Raw genomic sequence first — 24,267 nt, forward strand, 5'->3', positions numbered from 1 at the left:
GTTGCCTAGATACGAGTCTATGGAGAGTCCTTTGGGTGTTTCGTGAGACATGCTTGTTGCGCATAAAGGCCGGGTCGAGGACGTGGACGCCTTCGTCGGTGATGCCGGCACCGAAGTGTTCTTTGGAGAGGTCATCGACGGCTCGGATGATGAAGTCGACGATCTCGACCGGTGTGTAGACGACGCCGAGGGCGTCGGCTTGGGCGGGGAAGGCTTGTTTGAAGAAGTTCTCATACAGCTCGGTGATAATCCGCTGTTTGCCTTCAGCGTTGTCGATCCCGGCAGCCCGTTCCGCGACCGACTTGTAGAACCCTTCGAGGGAGGCAGTCTCTGCTTGGAGGTTGTTGCCCTCCAGGGTGTCGATCATCTCCTGCATGACCACCGAAACTGGGTTGTTCGCGACGAAGTCGTACCCGGAGAACAGGGCGTCAAAAACTGGTTTGGTGATCAGGTGCTGAGAGAGCATGCTGATCGCGTCCGAGTCGCTGATGCCCTCGTTAAGGTTGTGCTTCAGCGCGGCAACAAACTGCTCGAATTTCTCCGCCACGTGGGGTTCTGGTCCGGCGCCGTGGGGTCCTGCCGTAACGAGGGTGGTGATGCGTTGGGTGTGGTTGGCGGCGACCTCGGCGATGTCGGAGGCCCAGTCTTCCCAGTATTTGCGGTCGCCGACCTTTTGGACGATCTTGGCGTAGATTGCGTCCTTCCACTCCTCCAACCCGGGGAACTCCAGATCCAGGGTCAGCTGCTGCGGCGCGGTGAGGGCGGCGGCGTCGTCGTCCTCGGTGCCGACTCCGACGCCGATGATGTCGATCTTCTCTGACCGGTCTTGGTTGAGGTCGATCTTGTTGACCGTGGCTTCGAACCGGTCATCATGGGAGCGCAGGGCGTTGAGCACGCTCCAGATGACTTTGTACTTGGCGTTGTCCTTCAATGCTTGTTCCGGTGTCTGGCCCACGGGCACACCGACGGGAAGGATGATGTACCCGTAGTCCTTGCCCTGGGCTCGGCGCATCACTCGGCCGACTGACTGGACGACGTCGACTTGGGAGTTCCGAGGATTCAAGAACAACACCGCATCCAGGCTCGGCACGTCTACGCCTTCGGAGAGGCACCGGGCGTTGGTGAGGATCCGGGCTTCGTTGTCCTCCGGGGTGGCCTCCAACCAGTTCAGCTTGGAGGAGCGTTCGGCGACGTTCATGGTGCCATCGACGTGCTCAGCCCGGCAGATCAGGCCGCCATCGTCGCTGGTGGTGGCGAGTTCTTCGGTGATCTTCTCGAACATCGACGCCACACGTTGGGATTCTTTGATGTTGGACGCGAACGCCACAGCCCGCTGCATTGCCCGGACTGGTTCATCGCCGGCCTGTTTGCCGCGCTGGGACAGTCCGTTCCAGCAGCCGACGATCTTGGCGACATCGTCGATCCTCAACTCACCCTCCTCATCGGTAAGGAGCCGCTGAAGGTGCTTGTTAATTGAGGTTTCATCGACCGCGAGTACGAGAACTTTGTAATCAGTCAGCAGGCCCTGGGCGACAGCCGTACCGAATCCGAGCCGGTGAAACTCAGGGCCATAGAGCCGCTGATCATCCATAGACGCCACAACCACAGAGTTCTCATCAGCTTTCTTCTTCGCGCCCTCGTCGAACACCTTCGGAGTGGCCGTCATGTAGAGACGTTTTGCGCCTGCGATGAATGACGCGCTGTGAATTTTGGTGAACGCTGACGCATCCTGGCCGGCTACTGTGGCACCGGTGGTGCGGTGGGCTTCATCGCAGATGATCAGATCGAACTCAGCGAAACCTGCCTGTTGGGCCTGATGGAGCACCTCAATGGACTGGTAGGTGGAAAACACCACAGTCCGGCCGGCGTAATCTCTTGCGCTCTGTTGCTGCTCGACCAGTCGTGTCGCATCAGTCGTGGCGGGCACTAGTAGGTCTGTGGTGGAGATGTCCTCCTGGGCGGTGTTCTTCCCGACCTTCACATCTGAACAGACCGCTAGGGCGCGGAAGTCGGTGGCGGCGTCGCGCTTCCACTCCCGCAACGTCTGATCCAACAGCGCAATCGACGGCACAAGGAACAACACCGTGGCGTTGGATGGGGTCTGGTCCTGCATGATCTGCAGCGAGGTGAACGTCTTACCCGTCCCGCAGGCCATGATCAACTTGCCACGATCAGAGCTATGGAAGCCCTCGGCGACATCTGCCATGGCTTGGCGCTGATACGGGAAAGGGGTCTTCTTCCCGTCCTTCTGGACCATCCGGTCTGGGTACTCAACTTGAAACTCAGCCCACTGAATGTCCGCCCGATCCATCTGATGCGGATCCAACACCCGCACAGGAGGATCCTGAGCCTCCAATGTCTTCTGTGCTGTGGGACCGATACAGGCGGTGTGGGCTAAGAGGCGCGTGGAGAACTCCGGCTTAGGGGATGCGGAGATGAACGAGTCGATGTCGCCTTTGGAGACCGTGTTCTCGGGGTCCAAGAACTTGCACTGGACCGCGGTCAACTCCCCGGTGAATTTGTCTCTCGCGACCAGATCCACGCCGGTGTCTGTGCGGTTTCCGCGGTCAGGGTAGTCCTGCCACAACCACACATCTGAAAACTGGAACGCCCACGCCGGGTCAGTCGTCAGATAGGACCGCACCAGGCGTTCGAACTTATCGCCCCGGTCCCGGTAATCGTTGGACTCCCGGTAGTAGGTCTCCAGCAAGTGCCCTAGCGTGATCTCCTGCGTCCCCATCAGGCCATTATCCAGGTTCGCGCCCACATCACAGAAAGGACTCACGCCGGGCCGTGTCGGGGACAAGTCACTTCGGTGAGCTTTGCGGAGGGCAAACAGTTAGCAGAGGAATGTATATCTCAGGGGTTCGCGCCGTTAGCGGCTCTCCTCGTGAACAAAGTTCTCCCTTCTTCTCCTGCCGCAGGTTTTGCGCTGCCGAGTGTTCTGGATCTTCGACGCCGGAGGCTGTAAATGGCGGGGGTATCCTAGGAGGTGGCGACGACTTGAGCTTCTGGCTCCATCGTTTCCTCCTTTCGAAGTGCCTCCGGTTTCGACCGGGGGCACTTTTATCTAGAAAACCCGCGGAGGGAAGCAGGCAAAGACAAAGTGCGTCGCGCGGTTGCTAACGGGTCTCCGTCGGCGGTGGACTGTGCGGAACTGGGTTCGGGCATTTATCGGCGTTTACAGGGTTTCACCGCAGAGCGGGAGGGCCATCGCCAGGTGACGACGCCGTTCTCCCGATCTTGAGGCACAAATGGTTGCAGCAGCGGCGGTGCGCGGAGGAAGGCCGCGTCCGCCTTCGTTTTCGCTTACGAGGGCCGGTCTCCGGCTGGGAAAGGAGTGAACGTGAGATCAAAAGCATCAGGCGCTTGCCCCGTCATGATGCCGATCAGATCTCGGGCCATCGTGTCTGTTTCACCCAATCCTTCCGCTTGGGTTGAGCATTCGATTTCGGGGACATAGAGGTGCCAGAACGGCCCTTCAGCCTTTGAATATTCCACCTTGTATGTGTGTCTAGGGTTTGTGTTCACGTGAAAATCTCTATTCGTAGTGGTGAGTCTCAAGGTCGCTTTGATCTTCGGACCCAGGGATGGATCTGCTGACCGCGAGATGCCGCTGGGGGCGGCCCGCTGACTGGGCAGCCCCATTGGCCGATGCCTCGACATCGAGGAGCAGGTCTGATCCGGAGGTGCAGATGAGCCACAATTCGCTAATTTTGTGGTCGAATGAGGGTGGCTCCACGTCGAAGTTTCTATTATCAGGCGGTGCGATACCTGTGTCGCCACCAAAGGAACGGTCACACCGTGTTGGAATGCTGGGCCTGTAGACCCGAGAGTCCATTATTTCAATCAGTTCTGTCTCGAGGTACCAACCGTCGTGAGATTTCGGGGCTTTGTCCAACTCCGGGCACTCAGGCGTGGGCAGTGCGACGAGCGGCGTTGAACGAAGTGCCTCTTATTGATGACGTCATTCTCGTCGTCGTTTCGCAGTGGCTCAAGGAAGATTTTTGCCCCTGGGCATGGAAACTCGCCATCGCCGAAAGCTGTAGGTCAAACTAACCTCACAAATGTAGGGGCTTGAGATCCGCTGCGGCGTGTCACCCCCTCCGTGGCCTAGGGTACTCAATACCTTTTGCCCATGTTCTCAACTTCTGATGTCTTACCCTCTCCGCGATTCGCAATCGAGTTCCCAAAAGTGAAACAAGTGCCTCTCACCGCAGCTCAGCTGAGAGCTAAGTGACAGAGTGTCCTACAACGCCAAAATACCTGAAAGGCAGCACCAACACTCAGTCAAGTGCTCACGGAGGACTTCCGGGAACAACTCAAAGCAGTCAGACCCTTGCTCCTTCGCAATACTGGTGAATTGCATCCTGAAAGGGCAGACGGTCCGGCTCGCTGAATAAAAAGCGTCCAACAGTTTTGAGGTAACTACATAATTGGGTTCGGCAAGCCCTGGATTCGCGTTGCAGAGCGCATCGGACTAGGCCCCGGTGTGCGTCTGCAGGCTCGCTGGAACACACCAAGTCGAGTGGCACGTTCCTACCGGTTGCCAACCGGTCAGGACCTGATCGTGCTCAGCCAGAACGGTTACGCGGGTCCTCCTGGTGAGGCGGATACGGCCACCCTTTGCTCCATCTTGAAGATCTAACCAAACCTGTACCCAGCAGGCGCCGTCGAACCTTTCGCCTGCCCCCAGGAAACACCCAGGAATCTTGGAGACACCACCCCAGATTAATCAGTACTGTCATGACTTTACGCAGGTCAACGGCCTTTTGCGACAGGTAAACGGGGATCCAAGTGCAAACACGACAGGTGCGAGTCGTCATTCCGGCGCGCAATGAGGAGCACTTGCTGCCGCATGCACTCCGCGCAATCCGCCAAGCTTTCGAGTACTCACACCACACTGTGGCCACAGTCCTCGACACGCACATCACAGTCGTGGCAGACCAGTGCTCTGACTACACCTCAGCGGTCGCCCAACACCTAGCCGATGAGGTGATCACCCTCGAAGCCGGATCAGTGGGCGCGGCACGCGCAGCAGGATGCGCTTCGCTCCTGCGTGCGGCTGGATCAGCGGTCTGCGACGATGCTCTTGTGCTATGCACCGACGCGGACTCACTGGTTCCGCCCACCTGGATTGCGGAATATCTGCACCACATCGAAACAGGTGCTGACGCTGTAGCAGGCACTGTGCGCGTCCACGATTGGAGCGGCCGGCGCGCCTCCCTGCAACCTCATTATGAGCGCACTTACGCAGCATCAGCCGCACATGTTCACGGAGCAAACCTGGGTTTCACCGCCGCCGCCTACCGCGCCGTGGGTGGTTTCCGCGCTCTAGCCACTGGTGAGGACCAAGACCTCGTGGACCGCATGGTGGCTGCAGGACTGAACGTGGAATTCAGCACACGCGCCTCGGTGGTCACCTCGGGGCGGTCCGACACACGAGCAAAACAAGGATTCGGCGACTACCTGACCACTCTGGAGGCCGCTTCATGACTCGCGCGATTGACACCGCACGTGAGTGGATCAAACAACGCCGCGCCGAGTTGCCCCTGCCAGGATCCGGCGACACGCAAGCCCGGTGGCATGCTTTGCGCCAGCTTGCCCGCGAAAACCTCCCCGCAGCCCGCGTGGTGGAAGCTCATACTGACGCCGCGGCCATCTGCGCGGAGCTGAGCCTCAACCAGGCCCCCGAACAGGACTCTCTATGGGCTGTTTGGGCCGCGGAGCCGCCGTCGCCCGTTCTCCACGCCACCTGCCATGAAGGCCAATGGCAGCTCACGGGTACCAAACCCTGGTGTTCTGGAGCAGGCCACGCCACACATGCCCTTGTCACAGCCCGCGCTGGGCAGGGCTCCCGGCTCTTTGCGGTCGATCTCAACCAGACCGGCGTCTCAGCGGGGGAGCACCACTGGGCCTCTGCAGGGATGGCCGACACCGCCACCGGTGAGATGCATTTCGACGACGCCCTCGCCACCACGGCTGGCACACCCACCGGTTACCTTGAGCGACCTGGATTCTGGCACGGCGGGCTCGGGGTCGCGAACTGCTGGTGGGGAGGAGCGCAGGGACTGCTCAGCATCCTGCGATCCAAAGTGAGCGCCTCAGCTCGTCTGCAGCAAAACCCACACACTATGGCGCACCTGGGAGCCTGCCTCGCCTGGGACGCCACAATCACCGGCGCCTTGAACAGCGCCGCCCAAGACACCGACGCCGCACCAACAGACACGCTCGCTGCCCGCCGACGGGCCTTCGCCCTGCGATCTATGGTGGAACGGGCGTGCACGGATGTGATCCAGCGGTTCGGCCGGGCACTCGGTGCGCACCCTTTTGCCCGCAATGATCAGGCCGCGAACCTGGTTCAAGATCTTCAGGTCTACATCCGGCAGAGCCACGCAGATTCCGACGACGCCGAACTGGCACGGCTCGCACTCGCCGATGCCGAGCAGGGGGACTCATGAACAGCACTGCTGAGAGCCATGGCGGCCCGAGCAGCACCGAGCGGTTCGCCAGCGTGCCGTTGGAGGACCCCGGCACCCCAGCCCACGTGTGGCAGGCAGCCGCAGGCGGATTGCCTGCGGTGAGGTTCGCTCCAGGGCGCCGTGTGCTGGTGATCGTCGCCCACCCTGATGATGAGGTGCTCGGCCCCGGTGGGCTTGTCTCCACCCTTGTTGCGCAAGGAACCGAAGTGGAGACGATCATCTGCTCCGACGGGGACAAGTCCCACGCCCACGATCCGGCAGTGGACCCGGCACACCTCGGCGTGGTCCGCCGAGAGGAATCCCGGGCTGCCTCCAGTGTGCTCGGCACCTCGCTCCCAACGTTCCTTGGCTACCCGGACGGGGATCTCGCAGCCCACCAGGGACCACTCGCCGAAAAGCTCATGCGCCGCATCACCGGCACGACGCCGCCGCTGACCCTCCTCACCCACTGGCAGTCGGATGGACACCCGGACCATGAGGCGGTCAGTCGCGCTGTGCGTGAAGCAGGTGAACACGTGCTCGCAAGAGGACAGGACATCGAGATCCTGGAGTTCCCTGTGTGGGCTTTGCATTGGGATTCCCCTTATGGGGGCCAGTTCCCTCTTGAGCGGGCACACCGTGGCCCCCATGAGCGCAAACGGCAGAAACTCAAACGCGAGGCCTCTGCCTGCTTCGCCTCACAAGTCACGCCGTGGCCCAAGCCCGGCGCGGAGAGTCCTGTGATGCCGGAGCATGTGATGCACAGGCTGCTCAGCGTTCCGGAAATGTTTGTGCCTGTCTCTTTAGAAGGCGTCGTCGTGCCAGGTGAGGGTGCGGCAGAGGAAGAGGTGGACAGCATCGAGCACCTCCGGGGTCTCTACGCTGACTCCCGAGACCCATGGGACATGGAGTCCTCTGGCTATGAGGAGGCAAAACGCGCGGCGACTCTTGCTGCACTGCCCCGTGACAGATACGGACTGTGCTTCGAGCCTGGCTGTTCAATCGGAGTGCTGACTGCTGAGTTGGCCCAGTGGGCCGACCGAGTCGTCGGATGGGAACCGGTGGAAAGCGCCGCCATCACCGCGCGGACACGCAGTGATGAGCTGGTACGCAGCGGGACGCTCCCGCGTGGCCGGGTGACCATTGAGCAGCGATCGCTCTCCGCACTCCACAATGAATTAGGACCAGTCGGCGCGGATCTGGTGGTCATCTCAGAAGTGTTGTATTTTCTGCCGCGCGCTGAGCTGGCTGACATCATCAGCGGGCTGTGTTCGCAGGCTGCTGTGGGTGCGCATGTGGTGGCAGTCCATTGGAAGCACCCCGTGACGGGGTGGCCGGGTGGAGGAGCTGAGACACACCAGGTGCTCGAGGCCGAGCGGCAGCTCCGGCGACTTCATCGGGACGATACCCACGCCGACTACCTCCTGGAGGTCTTTGAAACCGTGGACATTTCGTAGAATGCGATGATGCGCGCCGTCCACGTCACTGCATTCGGTGAGACCCCTACCCTCGTTGACCTACCTGCGCCTACGGCGCCTGCTGGAGGGGTCGTGGTTGACGTCGAACTCACGGGACTGTGCCGCAGCGATTTCCATGGCTTTTCCGGTCACGATGACAGTATTCAACTGCCCTACGTACCAGGACATGAGTTCCTCGGGGGGATTGCCGCGGTAGGTGAAGGGGTAACCGGGTGGTCTGTCGGAGAGCGAGTGACCGCGCCCTTCGTCTGCGGGTGTGGTGACTGCGCCTGGTGTGCCGCAGGGCAATCGCAGATCTGCCCTGACCAGTCGCAGCCCGGATTCACCTATGACGGATCCTGGGCCGAGCAAGTGGTGGTGCCCGCCGCCGAACACAACCTGGTCGCGGTGCCGGAGTCGCTCCCCGGGACGAGCGTCGCCTCTCTCGGCTGTCGGTTCGCCACAGCATTTCGCGCATTACGTGAGCGGGCGCAGGTGCGGCCCGGTGAAGTGGTCGCTGTCTTCGGATGCGGGGGAGTGGGACTCTCCGCGGTGATGTTGGCCAGCGCCATGGGTGCCAGCGTCGTCGCTGTCGACGTTTCCCCGGGCGCGCTGGAGATCGCCGAGTCAGTCGGCGCTCATCGGTCTGTGAACGTCACAGGGCTCAATCCGGAGGAGGTGGCAGCAAAGGTGCGTGCCGCCGCGTCGGATATTGACGAAGGCGATTCAAGCAGTCTCGCGGGAACCACGGCGGCACCGGGGCCCGGACCGCATGTGGCCCTCGAAGCACTTGGCCGGGCAGAGACCCTGGAGTCCGGGCTGCTGAGCTTGGATCCACTGGGACGGCACGTCCAGGTCGGTCTGTTCGCTGAAGCGCCCCGTACGCTCATCCCGCGTGTGGTGGCGTTGGAGCTGTCGATACTCGGTAGCCACGGCATGGCTGCCGCAGACTACCCCGCACTCCTAGAAATGCTCGTCACAGGTGCGGTGGACCCCGGGGTCTTAGTTACCCGTGAGCTTGGGTTGGATGAGGTGCCCGATGCTCTGGCTGCGATGTCCGGTGGGACGCAGCCGGGGGTTGCCGTCATCCGGCCTTGATCTTGCGCGAACTTTCGGCACGGATTTTTGGTTCTTGGCGGGCCGGGATGATGTCGTAGGTAGGAAAAAATTGTTTGTGCACGCCCGATCCCCACCACATGGACACGCAGTCTTTCGGGGACTTCTTCGAGTATGGAATAGGTACCGCGATCGTGGTGCTCTCGCTGGTTGGCGCCTACTCCGCCTTGAGGTCCCCAATCCATAGTCCGGGGCCTAAAGCTTTGTGGGTTGTCTTCACACTCGCTGTCCCGATCGCGGGGCAGTCCTATGGTTCTTTGTAGGACGTGAAACCACCGATGAGCGCATCAAACGAGAAGCAACACACGGCTAGTTCCCTCTTCACATTAGAGGAGGCGCCGGCCATCCTCGTCGCAGGCTGACTGACGCGAGAGCGGTTTTGCTCCCGAAAGCCGCGCTTATCGAAGCCTCGTGGTGAGACCCTCCGTCAGGTGTTCGACGGGTCGGGGTCGTGTCGGTGGTGGCGGATAAAATTGTGGGTATGGAAGGCCAGTCAGTTTCTTTCTCCTCAGCCCGGGTTCCGGCGCCGGTTCCGGTGTCGTTGCGGCACTTGGTGCAGGTGCCTGAGTTGGTGTCTGCGTGGGAGGCCCAGGTGGCGGCTCGGCGTGCTGAGGCTGTGAAGATCCGGCACCTGGTGGATTATCTGGACCGGCGCTCAGTGGAGTGTGTTGGTGAGACAGCGATTGGTCGTGCTGAGGCGCGCAAAGCTGCGGTCCGTGATGCGGCAGTGGTCCTGGGTGCTAGTGAGCGCACCACCACCATGGTGCTCAACGTCGCCGGTTTCGCTAGGGAGTCTTTACCCCGGATGTGGGAAGCGTTCACCGACGGGCTAGTGGACCTGGCCCGGGTGCGCAAAGTCGCAGAGGCTGCCACCACCAGCGACCTCAAGAATGAGCTAATTGAGGTGTTGGATGCTCGTGCTGCGGTGGAGGCCACCAGGCGTACCCTGGGGGATTTCCACCGGTGGCTAACGAGGTGTATTGCTGACCTGGCCCCAGACGCCTTCGAAGCCTCGTGTGAGAAGGCCAGGGAGGACCGGTATGTGCGGTTTGAGCATCACTCGCACGGGATGAGCTACCTGGAGGCCTACCTCCCCACCCTGGAAGCAGCCGCGATTGAAAACCGCCTCCGGGCGGCAGCCCGCGGTCTGGACAAACCCCGCCCACAGGAGGACGAAGACCCCCACCGAGACAAGAGTTATCGGGTGGGCCACGACCACCATATTCACTCCGACGACGAGTCTGTTTCTGGTCAGTGTCAGGGTTCTGGTGGTGATTCTCGGTCCCTGGTGCAGCGGGAGGCGGACCTTCTTGCCGCCTGGTTGCGCGATGGGCGGGTGTATCAGGCCCCGGTGGAGGCGAAGATTATGGTGATGATCCCTGAAGCCACACTGACCGGTGAATCCCAGGAGCCGGGGGTTTCAGCGGACCGGTCCTGGCGGATCCCCGCTGGTCAGGCCCGCGCATTAGCTGCGGACCCTCGAGCGGGGCACCAGTGGTACGAAGGTCTAACCCGTCGGGATGAGGGTAACGCGGACTATGAGCTGCTTTCGGCCCGGTATGTGGGGCGGTTTGTTCCTGCCCGTTTGCGGGATGCGTTGGTGTTCCGCGATGGGACCTGTCAGGCGCCCGGGTGTACGGTGGCGGCGCAGCGGTGCGATATGGACCATCAACACCCCTGGGATGCTGGGGGTGAGACCACCGGGACCAACATGTGGGCGTTATGTAGGCGGCATCACCGGATGAAATCCCACGGCCACCTCAACCCACCAGAATCCGGGGAGGAACACAAGGCGCCCCCACCAAAGCGGGCGGCACCAGAGACGTCCCCACCGGCGAAACCCCCGCCAGGGAAGCCGAACCCCAACCGGGGCCACCACCGATCCCGATCACCTGATCACGGGCAGAAACCGGCTCTAGCTGAGCCTGCCCTAGGGGCANAGACCCCGATCACCTGATCACGGGCAGAAACCGGCCCTAGCCGAGCCTGCCCTAGGGGCACCCACAATGATGTGGGCACCCAGCACCATAACCATCAAGTACTAACAAGCACCCCGAGGGGGCCGGGAGGACGAGTGCCTCCCGGCAAGTAAAAGGCGCTCTGTTAGAGGTGTCGTTCGTCTGGGCCGTTGTATTCGCTCAACGGTCGGATCAGGGCGTTGTTCGCACGCTGCTCCATGATGTGAGCGGTCCACCCCGTGATGCGTGAAGCGATGAAAAGCGGAGTGAACATCTCGGTGTCAAAGCCCATCAAGTGATAGGTGGGCCCAGCGGGGTAGTCGAGGTTGGGTTTGATGCCCTTCGCTTCATCCATGGCCGCCTCCAACCCGTCGTAGAGTCCCATGAGTTCGCCGCGGCCATAGTGCTCCACCATGGCGTCCAGCGCCTCCTTCATGGTTGGGACACGGGAATCACCATGTTTGTAGACCCGGTGGCCGAAACCCATGACCTTGCGCTTCTCAGCCAGGGCGTTCTCCATCCACGCCTTGGAACGCGCGGCAGCTTCCTCGCGGGTTTCCTCCTTGCGGATTCCGATCTCCTCGAAGGTGTGCATCACAGCCTCATTGGCCCCGCCGTGCAACGACCCCTTCAGTGCGCCGATAGCCGCCGTCACTGCAGAATGCAGATCAGCCAACGTGGAGGTGACCACACGAGCTGTGAACGTTGAGGCGTTGAACGAGTGCTCTGCATACAGCACCATCGACACGCGGAAAGCGTCCACGACCTCTTCGGGGGCTTCCTCACCAAAGGTCATCCATAGGAAGTTCTGCGAATAGTCCAAGTCATCGCGAGGCTCCACCACGTCCTGGCCCCGCCGACGGCGCTGATCGTAGGCGACCACTGCAGGGAAGGCTGCAAACAGCTTCTTGGCCTTCACCAGCTCAGTGGCCCGGTCAGACTTCTCCGAATCGGGATCATTCGCGCCCATCACAGACACTGCAGTCCGTCCCACATCCATGGGGTGACAATCGGTCGGCAGCAGATCAATGGCCTGGCGCACATTCGGCTCCAAAGTACGGTGGCTACGCTCAAACTCAACGAACTCCTTGAGCTCGTCCTCACTCGGCAGATCACCGTTCCACAGCAGTAGCGCCACAGCTTCAAAGTTGAGCTCAGCGGCCAGCTGCTGCACCGGATAGCCCTGGTACAGCAGAGAGTTCGTCTCCGGGTTCACCTTTGACACGGCGGTATAGTCGGCAACAACGCCGGCTAGGCCTTTGTACACAGTAGTCTCAGTCATCCTTGGGCTCCTTCATCGTTAAAACGTTCCGGCACATCGAAGTCGAAGATCCCGGCATCAAAGCTGCTGTATGCCTCGTAATCCACCAGCTCATAGAGCCGTGCACGAGTCATCATCTCCTGTACAGCGGTCTCTTGGGTACCCTCTGCGGAAATGGTGTCCAGTGTGCGCTCAATAGCGCCCATCGCTGAGCGCAGGGAAGTGACCGGATAAATGATCAGCGCAACCCCGGCCTCAGCCAACTGCTCACGGGTGAACAACTCCGATTTGCCGAACTCAGTCATATTCGCCAGCACCGGCACATCCACCGCACTGCACATGGCCTCGAACTCGCTAAGATCCTTCATAGCCTCTGGGAAAATCGCGTCAGCACCAGCGGCCACCAACGCCTTCGCACGATCCACCGCCGCATCCAAACCCTCGGCAGCGCGAAGATCAGTCCGCGCCATGATCAGGAAGTTCTCATCCCGGCGGGCTTCAGCAGCGGCGCGGATCCGTTTGCTCGCAGTCTCCGCATCCACTGTGGCTTTCCCATCCAAATGCCCGCAGCGCTTCGGGTTGACCTGATCCTCGATATGGCAGCCGGCCAGACCAGCATTCTCCAGCTCGTGGATGGTCCGCGCCACGTTCATCGGCTCACCGAAACCCGTATCCGCATCAGCGATAGTCGGCAGATCAGACATCCGGGCGATCTGCCCAGCTCGCTGCGCGACCTCAGTCAGCGTGGTCAGCCCAATATCCGGCAGGCCCAACTCATTGGCCAACACAGCACCGGAGACATACAGTCCGTCGAAGCCCTTCTCCTGAATCAGCGGAGCGCTCAGGGGAGTGAACGTGCCCGGGAACTGGCGTGCGGCCCCAGGTGTGAGGATCTCGCGCAGATGGGCGCGCTTCTGCTCAGGTGTGGTCTTCGCATACAACATTAGAACAGCCCCTTGGGTGAGACAGAAAGATCGACGACGCCGCCAGTAGCCTCAATATTGAGACCCACCAGTTCCTCTGCGGTGAGGTGGGGCAGCCGCTGTACGGTGTCCAGGAAACGGTCGGCCTCGGCGTCGTCGATGATCCCGGCAGCCAGGGAGCGGAACTTGGCAATGTACTGTTCGCGGGCAAATGGTCGAGCACCCAGAGGGTGGGCGTCCGCCACAGCGATCTCGTCAGTGATGGTGCGCCCATCGGTGAGCCGGATCTCCACAGAACCGCCGAAGGCCTTCTCCGAAATATCCAAGGAGTGGTAGCGGCGGGTCCACTCCGGGTCTTCCTCGGTGGTGACCTTGTGCCACAGCTCCACAGTGTCTGGGCGTCCCGCGCGCTCCGGCGCATAGGAGTCCCCGTGGTGCCAGCTGCCGTCCTGCAGGGCAACGGTGAAGATGTACGGAATGGAGTGGTCCAGTGTTTCCCGGGATGCGGTGGGATCGTACTTCTGCGGGTCGTTGGCGCCGGAGCCGATCACATAGTGAGTGTGGTGGCTGGTGCGGATCAGTACCGAGTCCACATTCGCTGGGTCGGTGACCTCAGGATGTTCGTGGTGGAGCTTCCGGGCCAGGTCAATCCATGCCTGGGCCTGGTACTCAGCGGAGTGCTCCTTGGTGTAGGTGTCCAGGATCGCCCGCTTAGCCTCACCGGGGGCAGGCAGCGGGACCGTGTACTCAGCGTCGGGTCCGTCCAGAATCCAGGCAATGACCCCGTCTTCACCTTCGTAGATCGGCACTGGGGAGGTCTGACCGCGCATGGCACGGTCAACAGCCTCCACTGCCATTTTTCCTGCGAAGGCCGGAGCGTGGGCTTTCCACGTGGAGATCTCGCCCTTGCGGGACTGGCGGGTCGCCGTTGTGGTGTGCAGGGCTTGGCCTACGGCTTGAAAAATGGTCTCAGTGTCGAGTCCAAGCAGGGTGCCGATACCTGCGGCCGCCGAGGGTCCCAGGTGGGCTACGTGGTCAATCTTGTGCTTGTGGAGGCAGATGGCCTTGACCAGGTCCACCTGGATCTCGTAGCCGGTGGCCAGGCCGCGAATGACATCGGCCCCTGTCCGCCCGGTGTGCTGTGCGACGGCGAGAATGGGCGGGATGTTGTCGCCCGGGTGGGAGTAGTCCGCCGCCAAGAACGTGTCGTGGAAGTCCAGTTCGCGCACGGCCACACCATTGGCCCAGGCCGCCCACTCGGGGGAGGACTTCTGATTGATGCCAAAGATGGACGCCCCAGAGCCGTTGGCGGAGACCGGGTGGTCCAAAGCCTGGGCGCGGGCGGAGACAATAGGCGCACGAGTCAGTGAGGCAACTGCGACAGAGGCGTTATCGATGACCCGGTTGATGACCATCTCGGTGACATCATCGTCAACAGCTACCTCATCGACAGCGACCTGGGCGATCTTATAGGCCAGCTGGTCCTCGCGGGCCAGGTTGTCCTTGCTGGGGTGGACGCGGACATTGTGTTCGATCATGGGGTGAGGTGTCCTCTCATGGTGACGGTACCGGTTCTGTGCGGCGCAGTTCGGAAATATAGGCAAGGCTTCGGCGCAGGTGCAGGCTCGTGGCAGCTTCAGCCATCTGGGGGTCGCCGGAGGCGATGCCCAGACAGATGTCGCGGTGCTCGGCGGCAGATTCAGCAAGCCGCTGCGGCTGGTCTTTGGCTAGGCGGCGCACCCGGATCAGGTGCACGCGGAGATTGCCGAGCATTGAGCTTAGGTACGGATTCCCCACCGAGGTATCGATGGCCTCATCCATGCGGGCGGCCAGCTTGTAGTGGCTTTCGGCCTCAGGTGCTTGCTGGGCTTGCCGGAACTCCTCGGCCAGTGCGGCGAACACCTCAGGTGTGCCCCGCTGAGCGGCGAGCCCCGCGGCCTGAGTCTCAAGAGGGATGCGCACTTCAAAGAGCCGGTCAACATCCTCCAGGGAGATGTCACTGACCACAGTGCCGCGGCCAGGCTGCTGGACGGCGAGCCCCGCGGCGACCAGCCGTGAGAACGCCTCCCTGATCGGAGTGCGGGACACTCCGAGCCGTTCCGACTGCCCCACTTCGCCCAGGACGGTACCCGGGGCCAGCCGGCCCTCAAGGATCTCCTCCTGCAGCGCCGTGTAGGCCGCGTCACTTGCTCGCATACCTGCAGTGTATACAACCCGCGCCGATTTGGGCACCCACTCATCAGAAAAGAGCACATTTTCGCGCCGTTCTCAGTTCTTGTGTATACAGCACGAGAGTGGACGGATACACTAACAGTGACTGACGCCACATCACTGCTGCTGTGCGAAGGAGCTCCAATGTCACCCTCCCATTCCTCCACCTCCTACCGTGAGATCCACCGCAGATCCATCACAGAGCCGCAAGACTTCTGGCTTGAGGCCGCGTCCGGACTGGAGTGGGAGACCTTCCCCACCACAGCCGTTGACGACTCCGCAGCCCCGCTCTACAGGTGGTTCACGGACGGCACGCTCAACATCACCCGCAATGCGCTGGACCGCCACGTCGATGCTGGACATGGTGACCGGACAGCCCTGATCTACGACTCCGCGGTGACTGAGAACTCCCGCAGCTACTCCTACGCAGAACTTCTCAAAGAGGTCTCTGCCGCGGCCGGAGCGCTCAAAGGGCTAGGAGTCGGCTCAGGGGACAGAGTGCTGCTCTACATGCCGATGATCCCGCAGGCTGTCATAGCCATGCTTGCCTGTGCCCGCCTGGGTGCGGTGCACTCCGTGGTCTTCGGCGGATTCGCCGCCAAAGAGATCGCCGCACGGATCGACGACGCCGCCCCCGACACCGTCATCACCGCCACCGGCGGCATAGAGCCCTCCCGCCGCATCGAATATCTGCCCAAAGTGGCAGAGGCAGTCCAGCGCGCCCAGCACAAGGTCCGCGACGTCGTCGTCGTTCACCGTGAGGGTTTTGCCAACAGTGTGGAGCAGGCCTCTGAGCAGACGCAGGCGCAATGGCATGCCTGGGACACCGTGACAACCCAGGCTGAGCCGGCCGGTGCGGTCAGTGTGAAGGCGACGCACCCGCTCTATGTCCTCTACACCTCAGGAACCACGGGCAAACCCAAAGGCGTAGTGCGCGACCAGGGCGGAACTGCGGTGGCGCTGAGCTGGTCAGTTCCGGCGATCTTTGACATAGGTCCCGGCCAGACCATGCTCACTGCCTCAGACGTCGGGTGGGTGGTGGGGCACTCCTATATTGTGTACGCGCCACTGCTGGCCGGGGCCACCAGCGTGCTCTACGAAGGCAAACCCATCGGCACTCCAGATGCAGGAGCGTTTTGGCGGATGGTCCAACAGCACCGCATCACCTCCCTCTTCACCGCGCCCACCGCTCTGCGCGCCATTCGCAAAGCGGACCCTGGGGCGTCCGCGGTCGCCGACTATGACATCTCGAGCCTGAAATACCTCTTCTCCGCGGGGGAGCGGCTCGACCCAGAGACGCAACGGTGGATCGGCCAGGCACTGAATGTACCGGTGATCGACAACTGGTGGCAGACCGAGACAGGCTGGCCGATCGCCGCCAACCCGGTGGGCATAGAACAGCTCCCGGTCAAAGAAGGTTCAGCCACTCTGCCCATGGTCGGCTACGACATCTCAGTCCTCGATCCACTGGGCGAGCCACTGCCAGCAGGGCAAGAAGGCAACATTGCCATCAAACTGCCGCTTCCCCCAGGAACCCTCTACTCCCTCTGGGGTGACGATGCCCGCTATATCGAGTCCTACCTCAGCGCATTCGACGGCTACTACACCACCGGGGACTCCGGCTACATCGACCAGGACGGCTACATCTTTGTCATGGGTCGCACCGATGATGTCATCAACGTTTCCGGGCATCGGCTCTCCACCGGAGAGATTGAGGCCGCTGTGGCCGAACACCCGGCCGTGGCCGAGTGCGCGGTGATCGGTCTGGCCGATGAGCTCAAGGGTCAGCGCCCGGCCGGCTTTCTGGTGTTGAAAACCGGAGTGGACATTACCGAGGATCAGCTGCGTCAAGAGCTGGTCGCCCATGTCCGCTCCAGTATCGGCCCGGTCGCAGACTTCAAAGAAGTCGCAGTGGTGCAAGCCCTGCCGAAAACCCGCTCGGGAAAGATCTTGCGGAAGACCATGCGGCAGATAGCCGACGGTAAGGACTACACAGTACCGTCCACTATTGAGGACGCCGGGGTGATCGAGGATCTCCTGCCTGTGCTGCGAAGAAACCTGTAGGGGTTGAACCTGCACCTTGCCCTCAACACAGCAAGCGGTAATCTGGTCTGGACATCGACAGCCGTCGCATCAGACCACACCGGAGGGCCGCACGTGAACGCCGATCAGCCGCGAACGCTCTTCACCATCCAAGGTGAGGCGATCATCGGCCCTACCGGCCGCCCCAAGCATGACTTCGCGGACCCCGAGCCGTTGGAAGGTCACGGCCCGGCACGGATCATCGCCATGGTCAACCAGAAGGGCGGGGTCGGCAAGACCACTTCAGCCATCAACCTGGCCGCAGCCCTCGCGGAATACGGGCGCAAGGTCCTCATGGTGGACTTCGACCCGCAGGGCGCACTCTCGGCCGGATTTGGCGCCAACCCGCATGAGCTCGACACCAGCGTCTACAACGTCATGATGGAGAAGGACGTCACCGTCCATGACGCCCTGGTCTCCACCCACGTGCCCGGAGTGGATCTGCTTCCGGCCAATATCGACCTCTCCGCCGCTGAGGTCCAACTGGTCACCGAGGTAGGCCGCGAACAGGTCCTGCAGCGCGCGCTGCGTCCGGTCCGCAATGACTATGACGTCATCATCATTGACTGCCAGCCCTCCCTGGGGCTGCTGACGGTGAATGCGCTCACTGCCGCCCATGGGGTGCTCATCCCGCTGGTGGCGGAATTCTTCGCCCTGCGCGCAGTCGCCCTGCTGAAGGACACCATTGAAAAGGTCCAGGACCGCATCAACCCGGATCTGGAGATCGATGGTGTCCTCGTCACCATGGTGGATCTGCGGACCACCCACTCCAAGGAAGTCATTCAGAGGATTGTGGAGGCCTTCGGGGAGAAAGTCTTCGAAACCGTCATCAAACGGTCAGTGAAATTCCCTGACGCCACCGTGGCCGCAGAACCCATCACCAGTTACGCGGCCAAGCACGAAGGCGCTAAGGCCTACCGTCAGCTGGCACGCGAGCTCATCAGCCGGGGATGCTCGCCATAAATATGGTCGCCTCCGAACCTGAGGCTACGTCCGGGTTCCAGGTGAGCCTGGACGGGTTCGACGGTCCATTCGATCTGCTCCTGGGGCTGATCGCCAAACGCCGGATGGACATCACCACAGTCGCTCTCGCTGAGGTCACCGATGAGTTCATCACCTACGTGCGCACCCTCGATGCGCAGCGAGCACTGGATGAGTCGTCCAATTTTGTGTTCGTGGCGGCGACCCTGCTGGACATGAAACTGGTGCAGCTGCTCCCCGGATCGGAGGTCGAGTCCGAAGAAGACATCGCCGTGCTGGAGGCCCGGGACCTGCTCTTCGCGCGGCTGCTGCAGTTCAAGGCGTTCAAACAGATCGCCGAGCAGATGGGTGCTGCTGTGGAAGACAACTCCGGCCGGTTCCCGCGCCGCCCCGGGAGGCATCCGGATATGGCGAACCTCCTGCCGGAGCTGGTGTGGAACACCACCGCGGAAGACCTCAAGGAGCTGGCGGAGCGTGCTCTGCTGCGGCAGCAGATGGAACCAGACCATGTCGGGATGGAACACCTGCACGCCCAAACCGTCAATATCCAGGCGGAGATGGCGGAGATGGCCCAACAGCTGCGCAGTGCGGGCTCATGCCGGTTCCAGGAGCTGGTCGCCGGAGCTGAGAGTCGACTGGTTGTGGTGGTGCGGTTCCTGGGACTGTTGGAGCTCTTCCGTGACCGCACGGTGGAGTTTGACCAGAAGGCGCCCCTGGGGGAGCTGACCATCACCTGGGCTGGAGATCAGAACGACGACGCCACCGCGGCCGCCATTGCCCGGGCCGCCGTTGAATGGGACGGGGCAGAAACTCGCGGTGCTGCACAGGAGGGCAAGTCATGAGTGAACCCCGGAGCCATTATCCGGCTCTTGAAGAGTTGGACTCCGATCAGCTGGTCTCCCATGAGGAGTACCTAGCCGCAGTGGAGGCGGTGCTGATGGTCACCGAGGAATCGGTCACCCCAGCCGAATTGGCCGCTGCCGTCGATGTACCTGAACACCAAGTGGTGGTGCTGCTGGATCAGCTCAGGGCAGAGGCCGACGGCGCAGCAGGTGGTAGGCAGCGCGGCTATGAACTGCGCGAAGTCGCCGGAGGATGGCGGTACTACTCGAGGGCACGCTACGCCGAACAAGTCTCGGCATTCGTTCTCGGCACTCAGACTTCCAGGTTGTCGGCTGCGGCCCTGGAGACCCTAGCCGTGATTGCCTACCGGCAACCGGTTGCCCGCTCAGCTGTCTCCGCGATCCGCGGGGTGAACGTCGATGGCGTGGTGCGCACCCTGGTTCAGCGCGGACTGCTGGACACCGCAGGGCACGATCCGGTCACTGGTGCCACGCTGTATGTCACCACCTCGCAGCTGCTGGAGAGGCTCGGTCTGGATTCATTGGCGGACCTTCCTCAGCTATCCCCGCACCTTCCGGGGGTCGAAGACCTCGGAGAGAATGACCACCCCGCGGTATGAGGTTGCCAGGAGAATTCCGGGCCACTGCTGGGCGGTAGGATTATCGGCATGACTTTTTCGGGGAAAGACGGCCGGAACACCCCACCCCAGCGGGCTACCAGGGCGGCTCGCACCCCCAAACCAGGCTCTGACGGTGGACCCTTCGCCCACACCAAACCGGAGCGTCTCATTTCTGCGCAACCCAAACCGGTCAAAATCCGCGCTGATGAGGCGGAGGTGAACTTCCGTGCCGTCCACCAGGAGGACGGCACTCGGCTGCAGAAAATCCTCGCCCAAGCCGGAGTCGCCTCCCGCCGCGTCTGTGAGGACCTCATTGCTGAAGGTCGGGTGACCGTCGGTGGAAAAGTGATCGTTGAACCTGGGGTGCGCGTTGACCCGGATACGGTGTCAATTCACGTGGACGGTGTCCGGGTCACCCTGGATGTGAAGCACCGGTATGTGATGTTCAACAAGCCAGCCAAGGTCATGACCACTATGCGCGACCCGGAAGGCCGGCGCTGCGTCGGCGATTTTCTGGACGAGAGTATGCGGGAAGCTCGATTGGTCCACGTGGGACGGTTGGACTATGAAACGGAAGGCCTGCTGCTGCTCACCAATGATGGTGACCTGACCAATAAGTTGACCCACCCCCGCTATGAGGTGCCCAAGACCTACATGGTCGAGGTGCAGGGGAAGATGCCGGTCAAGGCCGCCAAGCAGCTTCAATCCGGAATTGAGCTTGAGGACGGCCCGATCGCCGCCGACCGCTGCTGGGTGATGGGTTCCACTGGTTCACGCACCATGGTGGAAGTGACCCTGCACTCTGGGCGGAACCGGATTGTTCGGCGGATGTTCGAGCACATCGGGTTCCCCGCCACACGGCTTGTGCGCACCGCCATCGGCAAAATCGTCATCGGAGATCAGCCCCAAGGTGCTCTGCGTGACCTGGAGAAGCAGGAGATCGGCCACTTGCAGGACCTCGCAGGAGGCGCCCAGGATGGCTGAAGCGCGGGAGACCGTCCTGGTGCGTGGCACAGGACTGCTGGGAACCAGCATCGGCCTGGGCCTGCGCGCCGCCGGCCATGAGGTATGGCTTTCTGACCCCTCACCCACCGCCCAGCGCATCGCCGAGGATGTGGGCGCCGGCGTCTCATGGTCACCGGAGAAAGATGTCGAACTCGTAGTGGTCGCCTCACCGCCGGAGGTCACAGCCCAAGAGGTGGCCCACGCCCTGCAGAATCACCCGCACAGCGTGGTGATGGACATAGCCTCCGTCAAAGCCGCCGTCTTGAAGGACCTGCTGGACTGGGCAGACGATCCTCAACATGCTTTGAGCCGGGAGGGCATTCGGCGATATGTGGGGACGCACCCCATGGCAGGGCGCGAAAAGTCCGGACCGGTAGCCGCGCGTGGAGAGCTGTTCACCTCCATGCCATGGGTGATCTGCCCCGTCGTGGATCCCCACACGCAGGAACAGCTCACTCAGCGGGAAGCAGTCGACACAGTGACCGCACTGGCTCGGCGTCTCGGGGCGAGCGCGCACCAGATGAGCGCGGTCAAACACGACCAATCGGTGGCGTTGATCTCTCACCTGCCGCAGATCGCCGCCTCATTGGTGGCCTCACGGCTCCAGGAAGCTGAACCGGGGGCGTTGGCGCTCTCCGGTAACGGATTGCGCGATGTCACCCGGATCGCTGCCAGCGACCCGAACCTTTGGGTACAGATCCTCAGTGCGAACTCGGCCCCCGTGGTGGAGATCCTCTACGGTGTGCGCGAAGACGTCGAACGGCTGATCAGCACACTGGAAGACCCAGCCGCGCCGGGTGGTCATGCGGATATCGCGCAACTGATCGCTGAAGGAAACTCCGGTGTGGCCAGAGTGCCGGGCAAACACGGGGCACCGCCGCAGTCGTTCTCCCAGCTCACTGTTATCGTTGACGACCGGCCCGGGCAGATCGCCGCTGTCCTCAACGACGTCGCTGAAGTCGGCGTCAACGTCGAAGACCTGCACATGGAGCATTCGGCAGGCCACCAAGTCGGTATGGTGGAACTGTCAGTGCTGCCCGCCCGCCGCAATGAGCTGGCTGAGGCCCTGACAACTATGGGATGGAAGGTAGTTCTTTCGTGAGTACACATACTGATGAGGCGCCCCCGGGGGCCCCGCAGTACACGGGACGCATGGTGATTGCTGTCGATGGGCCCTCAGGCTCTGGCAAATCCAGTGTCTGCCGGGCCGCGGCCTCCGAGTTGGGCGCGGCCTATCTCGACACCGGTGCTATGTACCGGGCAGCCACGTGGTACTGCCTCCAGCAAGAGGTTGGCCTCGACGATCATGATGCGGTTGAGGTGGCGGTTGAGGAACTTCCGCTGAACATCTCCACCAACCCCGACCACCAGGTGATCACCGTGGGCCAGGCCGATGTCACTGAGGCCATCCGGGATGCCAGCATCTCCGAGAACGTCTCCGCAGTGGCCACCAACCCCAAGGCGCGTGCGCTGCTGATTGCCTCCCAGCGCGGCATCATTGACCGCGAGGGCTTCATCGTCGCTGAAGGCCGGGACATCACCACGGTGGTCGCCCCCGATGCCCAGGTGCGGGTACTGCTGACAGCATCAGCTGAGGCGCGCCTGCGCCGCCGGGGAGCCCAACTGGGCGGCACTCAGGATGCTGAGGCGTTGAAGAGGCAGGTCCTTGACCGCGATACCAAGGATTCCGCGGCGTCGAACTTTACCGAGGCCGCCGATGGCGTGGCCGTTCTGGACTCCTCAGATCTGAGTTTCCAGGAGACAGTTGATTCATTGATTAGCCGGGTGCAGCTTGCCCAGGGAGCACGGACTTGATGGTGCACGATTCGCAAGACACCGGCGAGGACTTTGTTCCTACCGGAGATGATGAAAGGCTCGCCCAACGGCTGGCTGCGATCACCGAAGAAGAGGCAGAAGCCCGTGCCGCTGCGCTGCGTGCCGGCTTGGAGGACTACGAGCTTGATCCGGAAGACTCGGCGCTGCTGGACATCGATGAAGACGATGTCGAAGACCGCCCTTATGTGCCCGCACCACCAGTGCTGGCCATTATCGGGCGCCCCAATGTGGGCAAATCCACCCTGCTCAACCGGATCATCCAGTCCCGCGAGGCCGTGGTGGAGGACGTACCAGGTGTGACCCGCGACCGGGTGTCCTACCCGGCGGAATGGAACGGTCGAGACTTCACCCTGGTCGACACTGGCGGTTGGGAGGCTGACGCTAAGGGCCTGCATAAGCGGGTCGCTGAGCAGGCTGAGTTGGCGGTGGATGAGGCCGACGCTGTGGTGTTTGTCCTGGACGGTCTGGTCGGGGCGACCGCTGTGGATGAGGCCGTGGTGAAGATGCTGCGCCGGAAGAAAAAACCGGTTCTCCTGGTGGCTAACAAAATCGATTCCAACGCTCACATGTCTGAGGTGTACCCGCTGTGGAACCTCGGCATGGGGGAGCCTTTCCCGGTGTCAGCGCTGCACGGCACCGGAACCGGTGACCTGCTTGATGCTGCGCTGAAGCACTTGCCTAAGACGGCTCAGCACGGGGGAATGGTTCCCCTTGGCGGGCCACGGCGGGTAGCGCTGGTGGGCCGGCCTAACGTGGGTAAGTCATCATTGCTGAACAAGCTCGCTGGAGCCGACCGAGTGGTTGTGGACAAGGTTGCCGGCACCACTCGCGACCCGGTGGATGAGCTGATTCAGCTCGGCGGCGAGGAGTGGACTTTCGTGGACACCGCCGGTATTCGGCGTCGTCAACATATGGCGTCTGGTTCTGAGTACTACGCGATGCTGCGTACCCAACGCGCCCTGGAGCGCGCTGAGGTGGCCGTCATTCTGCTCTCCGTGGAGGAGCCGGTCAGTGAGCAGGACGTGCGTATCGTCCAGATGGCACTGGATTCTGGCCGTGCTGTGGTCCTCGCGTTCAACAAATGGGACCTGTTGGACGATGAGCGCCGCTACTATTTGGAGCGCGAGATCGAGCGAGACTTGGCGCATATCGCCTGGGCACCAAGGGTGAACGTTTCCGCACTCACCGGGTGGCATAAGGACAGACTGGCTCCAGCCCTGCAGCGGTCTCTGCAGAACTGGGAGCAGCGGATCCCGACAGGACGGTTCAATGCTTTCCTGGGGGAGCTGGTCGCGGCGCATCCGCACCCGGTGCGCGGGGGGAAGCAGCCACGTATCCTCTTTGGCACGCAGCCTTCAACGCGTCCGCCGACGTTCGTGTTGTTCACCACAGGCTTCTTGGACCCAGGCTACCGGAGGTTCATCATCCGCAGGCTTCGTGAGACCTTCGACTTCAGCGGAACCCCGATTCAGGTGCAGATGCGCGTTCGGGAGAAGCGCAAACGCCGTTAGGAG

20 protein-coding genes are annotated in these 24,267 nt (G+C 62.0%); 13 read left to right on the forward strand and 7 right to left on the reverse strand.

Annotated elements, in window-relative coordinates; all coding sequences use genetic code 11:
• From FEF26_RS08535 to FEF26_RS08545, 3 genes are all read right to left on the reverse strand, one after another.
• On the reverse strand, window positions 1–2,740 hold a 2,740-nt coding region (locus FEF26_RS08535), incomplete at its 3' end, for a restriction endonuclease (protein WP_138253123.1).
• Window positions 2,741–3,309: 569 nt separating this feature from the next.
• On the reverse strand, window positions 3,310–3,501 hold the full coding sequence (locus FEF26_RS08540; protein ID WP_138253124.1) for a hypothetical protein: 192 nt from the start codon (window positions 3,499–3,501) through the stop codon (window positions 3,310–3,312).
• A gap of 40 nt (window positions 3,502–3,541) precedes the next feature.
• Complete coding sequence (locus FEF26_RS08545; protein ID WP_138253125.1) at window positions 3,542–3,742, reverse strand: hypothetical protein; 201 nt, start codon at window positions 3,740–3,742, stop codon at window positions 3,542–3,544.
• Window positions 3,743–4,797: 1,055 nt separating this feature from the next.
• On the opposite strand from FEF26_RS08545, the gene FEF26_RS08550 reads away from it, so the two are divergent.
• The 5 genes from FEF26_RS08550 to FEF26_RS08575 all read left to right on the forward strand — a co-directional run bounded on the left by FEF26_RS08550 (window position 4,798) and on the right by FEF26_RS08575 (window position 10,991).
• Window positions 4,798–5,496, forward strand: a complete 699-nt coding sequence (locus FEF26_RS08550) for a glycosyltransferase family 2 protein (protein ID WP_166432974.1) — start codon at window positions 4,798–4,800, stop codon at window positions 5,494–5,496.
• Window positions 5,493–6,461 (forward strand): acyl-CoA dehydrogenase family protein, encoded by a 969-nt coding sequence (locus FEF26_RS08555; protein ID WP_138253127.1) that lies wholly within the window; start codon window positions 5,493–5,495, stop codon window positions 6,459–6,461. The genes FEF26_RS08550 and FEF26_RS08555 overlap by 4 nt, the downstream gene beginning before the upstream one ends.
• Window positions 6,458–7,918, forward strand: coding sequence for a bifunctional PIG-L family deacetylase/class I SAM-dependent methyltransferase (locus tag FEF26_RS08560; protein ID WP_138253128.1), 1,461 nt, complete (start codon window positions 6,458–6,460; stop codon window positions 7,916–7,918). The genes FEF26_RS08555 and FEF26_RS08560 overlap by 4 nt, the downstream gene beginning before the upstream one ends.
• Window positions 7,919–7,927: 9 nt before the next feature.
• Window positions 7,928–9,016, forward strand: coding sequence for an alcohol dehydrogenase catalytic domain-containing protein (locus FEF26_RS08565; RefSeq protein ID WP_138253129.1), 1,089 nt, complete (start codon window positions 7,928–7,930; stop codon window positions 9,014–9,016).
• Window positions 9,017–9,515: 499 nt separating this feature from the next.
• Complete coding sequence (locus FEF26_RS08575) at window positions 9,516–10,991, forward strand: HNH endonuclease signature motif containing protein (protein ID WP_138253131.1); 1,476 nt, start codon at window positions 9,516–9,518, stop codon at window positions 10,989–10,991.
• Between the two features lie 146 nt (window positions 10,992–11,137).
• On the opposite strand, the gene FEF26_RS08580 is transcribed toward FEF26_RS08575, so the two are convergent.
• From FEF26_RS08580 to FEF26_RS08595, 4 genes are read right to left on the reverse strand one after another with little or no spacing between them, the layout of a single operon-like run.
• Window positions 11,138–12,274, reverse strand: coding sequence for a bifunctional 2-methylcitrate synthase/citrate synthase (locus FEF26_RS08580; protein ID WP_138253132.1), 1,137 nt, complete (start codon window positions 12,272–12,274; stop codon window positions 11,138–11,140).
• Window positions 12,271–13,197, reverse strand: a complete 927-nt coding sequence (gene prpB, locus FEF26_RS08585) for a methylisocitrate lyase (protein ID WP_138253133.1) — start codon at window positions 13,195–13,197, stop codon at window positions 12,271–12,273. The genes FEF26_RS08580 and prpB overlap by 4 nt, the downstream gene beginning before the upstream one ends.
• Entirely contained in the window at window positions 13,197–14,714 is a 1,518-nt protein-coding gene (locus FEF26_RS08590) for an MmgE/PrpD family protein (RefSeq protein WP_138253134.1), read from the reverse strand. The genes prpB and FEF26_RS08590 overlap by 1 nt, the downstream gene beginning before the upstream one ends.
• A 16-nt stretch (window positions 14,715–14,730) precedes the next feature.
• Window positions 14,731–15,372, reverse strand: coding sequence for a GntR family transcriptional regulator (locus tag FEF26_RS08595; RefSeq protein ID WP_138253135.1), 642 nt, complete (start codon window positions 15,370–15,372; stop codon window positions 14,731–14,733).
• A 159-nt stretch (window positions 15,373–15,531) separates the two neighbouring features.
• Between FEF26_RS08595 and FEF26_RS08600 the strand changes: the two genes are divergently transcribed.
• The 8 genes from FEF26_RS08600 to der all read left to right on the forward strand — a co-directional run bounded on the left by FEF26_RS08600 (window position 15,532) and on the right by der (window position 24,264).
• Window positions 15,532–17,451, forward strand: a complete 1,920-nt coding sequence (locus tag FEF26_RS08600; protein ID WP_138253136.1) for an acetate--CoA ligase — start codon at window positions 15,532–15,534, stop codon at window positions 17,449–17,451.
• A 93-nt stretch (window positions 17,452–17,544) separates the two neighbouring features.
• Window positions 17,545–18,432, forward strand: coding sequence for a ParA family protein (locus FEF26_RS08605; RefSeq protein WP_138253137.1), 888 nt, complete (start codon window positions 17,545–17,547; stop codon window positions 18,430–18,432).
• Window positions 18,420–19,292, forward strand: coding sequence for a segregation and condensation protein A (locus FEF26_RS08610; RefSeq protein WP_138253138.1), 873 nt, complete (start codon window positions 18,420–18,422; stop codon window positions 19,290–19,292). Before FEF26_RS08605 ends, FEF26_RS08610 begins: the two co-directional genes overlap by 13 nt.
• Window positions 19,289–19,912 carry an SMC-Scp complex subunit ScpB gene (gene scpB / locus FEF26_RS08615; RefSeq protein WP_138253139.1) on the forward strand — a complete coding sequence of 208 codons (624 nt, stop codon included), beginning with the start codon at window positions 19,289–19,291 and terminating at the stop codon, window positions 19,910–19,912. The genes FEF26_RS08610 and scpB overlap by 4 nt, the downstream gene beginning before the upstream one ends.
• A gap of 48 nt (window positions 19,913–19,960) precedes the next feature.
• Complete coding sequence (locus FEF26_RS08620; protein WP_138253140.1) at window positions 19,961–20,896, forward strand: pseudouridine synthase; 936 nt, start codon at window positions 19,961–19,963, stop codon at window positions 20,894–20,896.
• Window positions 20,889–22,019 (forward strand): prephenate dehydrogenase, encoded by a 1,131-nt coding sequence (locus FEF26_RS08625; RefSeq protein WP_138253141.1) that lies wholly within the window; start codon window positions 20,889–20,891, stop codon window positions 22,017–22,019. Before FEF26_RS08620 ends, FEF26_RS08625 begins: the two co-directional genes overlap by 8 nt.
• A 50-nt stretch (window positions 22,020–22,069) precedes the next feature.
• Window positions 22,070–22,732, forward strand: a complete 663-nt coding sequence (gene cmk / locus FEF26_RS08630; RefSeq protein WP_138253168.1) for a (d)CMP kinase — start codon at window positions 22,070–22,072, stop codon at window positions 22,730–22,732.
• Window positions 22,732–24,264: a ribosome biogenesis GTPase Der gene (gene der, locus FEF26_RS08635; protein ID WP_138253142.1), complete on the forward strand. Its 1,533-nt coding sequence runs from the start codon at window positions 22,732–22,734 to the stop codon at window positions 24,262–24,264. Before cmk ends, der begins: the two co-directional genes overlap by 1 nt.
• Window positions 24,265–24,267: the final 3 nt, after the last annotated feature.

Origin of the sequence: Nesterenkonia salmonea (assembly GCF_005771525.1) — a bacterium.
In the GTDB taxonomy this organism is placed as follows: Bacteria; Actinomycetota; Actinomycetes; order Actinomycetales; family Micrococcaceae; genus Nesterenkonia; species Nesterenkonia salmonea.

What these genes read in the sequence shown, in the direction of transcription:
- FEF26_RS08555 (WP_138253127.1), top strand. Translation starts at nt 5,493, where the DNA reads ATGACTCGCGCGATTGACACCGCACGTGAGTGGATCAAACAACGCCGC.
- FEF26_RS08560 (WP_138253128.1), top strand. Translation starts at nt 6,458, where the DNA reads ATGAACAGCACTGCTGAGAGCCATGGCGGCCCGAGCAGCACCGAGCGG.
- FEF26_RS08565 (WP_138253129.1), top strand. Translation starts at nt 7,928, where the DNA reads ATGCGCGCCGTCCACGTCACTGCATTCGGTGAGACCCCTACCCTCGTT.
- FEF26_RS08580 (WP_138253132.1), bottom strand. Translation starts at nt 12,274, where the DNA reads ATGACTGAGACTACTGTGTACAAAGGCCTAGCCGGCGTTGTTGCCGAC.
- prpB (WP_138253133.1), bottom strand. Translation starts at nt 13,197, where the DNA reads ATGTTGTATGCGAAGACCACACCTGAGCAGAAGCGCGCCCATCTGCGC.
- FEF26_RS08590 (WP_138253134.1), bottom strand. Translation starts at nt 14,714, where the DNA reads ATGATCGAACACAATGTCCGCGTCCACCCCAGCAAGGACAACCTGGCC.
- FEF26_RS08595 (WP_138253135.1), bottom strand. Translation starts at nt 15,372, where the DNA reads ATGCGAGCAAGTGACGCGGCCTACACGGCGCTGCAGGAGGAGATCCTT.
- FEF26_RS08600 (WP_138253136.1), top strand. Translation starts at nt 15,532, where the DNA reads ATGTCACCCTCCCATTCCTCCACCTCCTACCGTGAGATCCACCGCAGA.
- FEF26_RS08610 (WP_138253138.1), top strand. Translation starts at nt 18,420, where the DNA reads ATGCTCGCCATAAATATGGTCGCCTCCGAACCTGAGGCTACGTCCGGG.
- scpB (WP_138253139.1), top strand. Translation starts at nt 19,289, where the DNA reads ATGAGTGAACCCCGGAGCCATTATCCGGCTCTTGAAGAGTTGGACTCC.
- FEF26_RS08620 (WP_138253140.1), top strand. Translation starts at nt 19,961, where the DNA reads ATGACTTTTTCGGGGAAAGACGGCCGGAACACCCCACCCCAGCGGGCT.
- FEF26_RS08625 (WP_138253141.1), top strand. Translation starts at nt 20,889, where the DNA reads ATGGCTGAAGCGCGGGAGACCGTCCTGGTGCGTGGCACAGGACTGCTG.
- cmk (WP_138253168.1), top strand. Translation starts at nt 22,070, where the DNA reads ATGGTGATTGCTGTCGATGGGCCCTCAGGCTCTGGCAAATCCAGTGTC.
- der (WP_138253142.1), top strand. Translation starts at nt 22,732, where the DNA reads ATGGTGCACGATTCGCAAGACACCGGCGAGGACTTTGTTCCTACCGGA.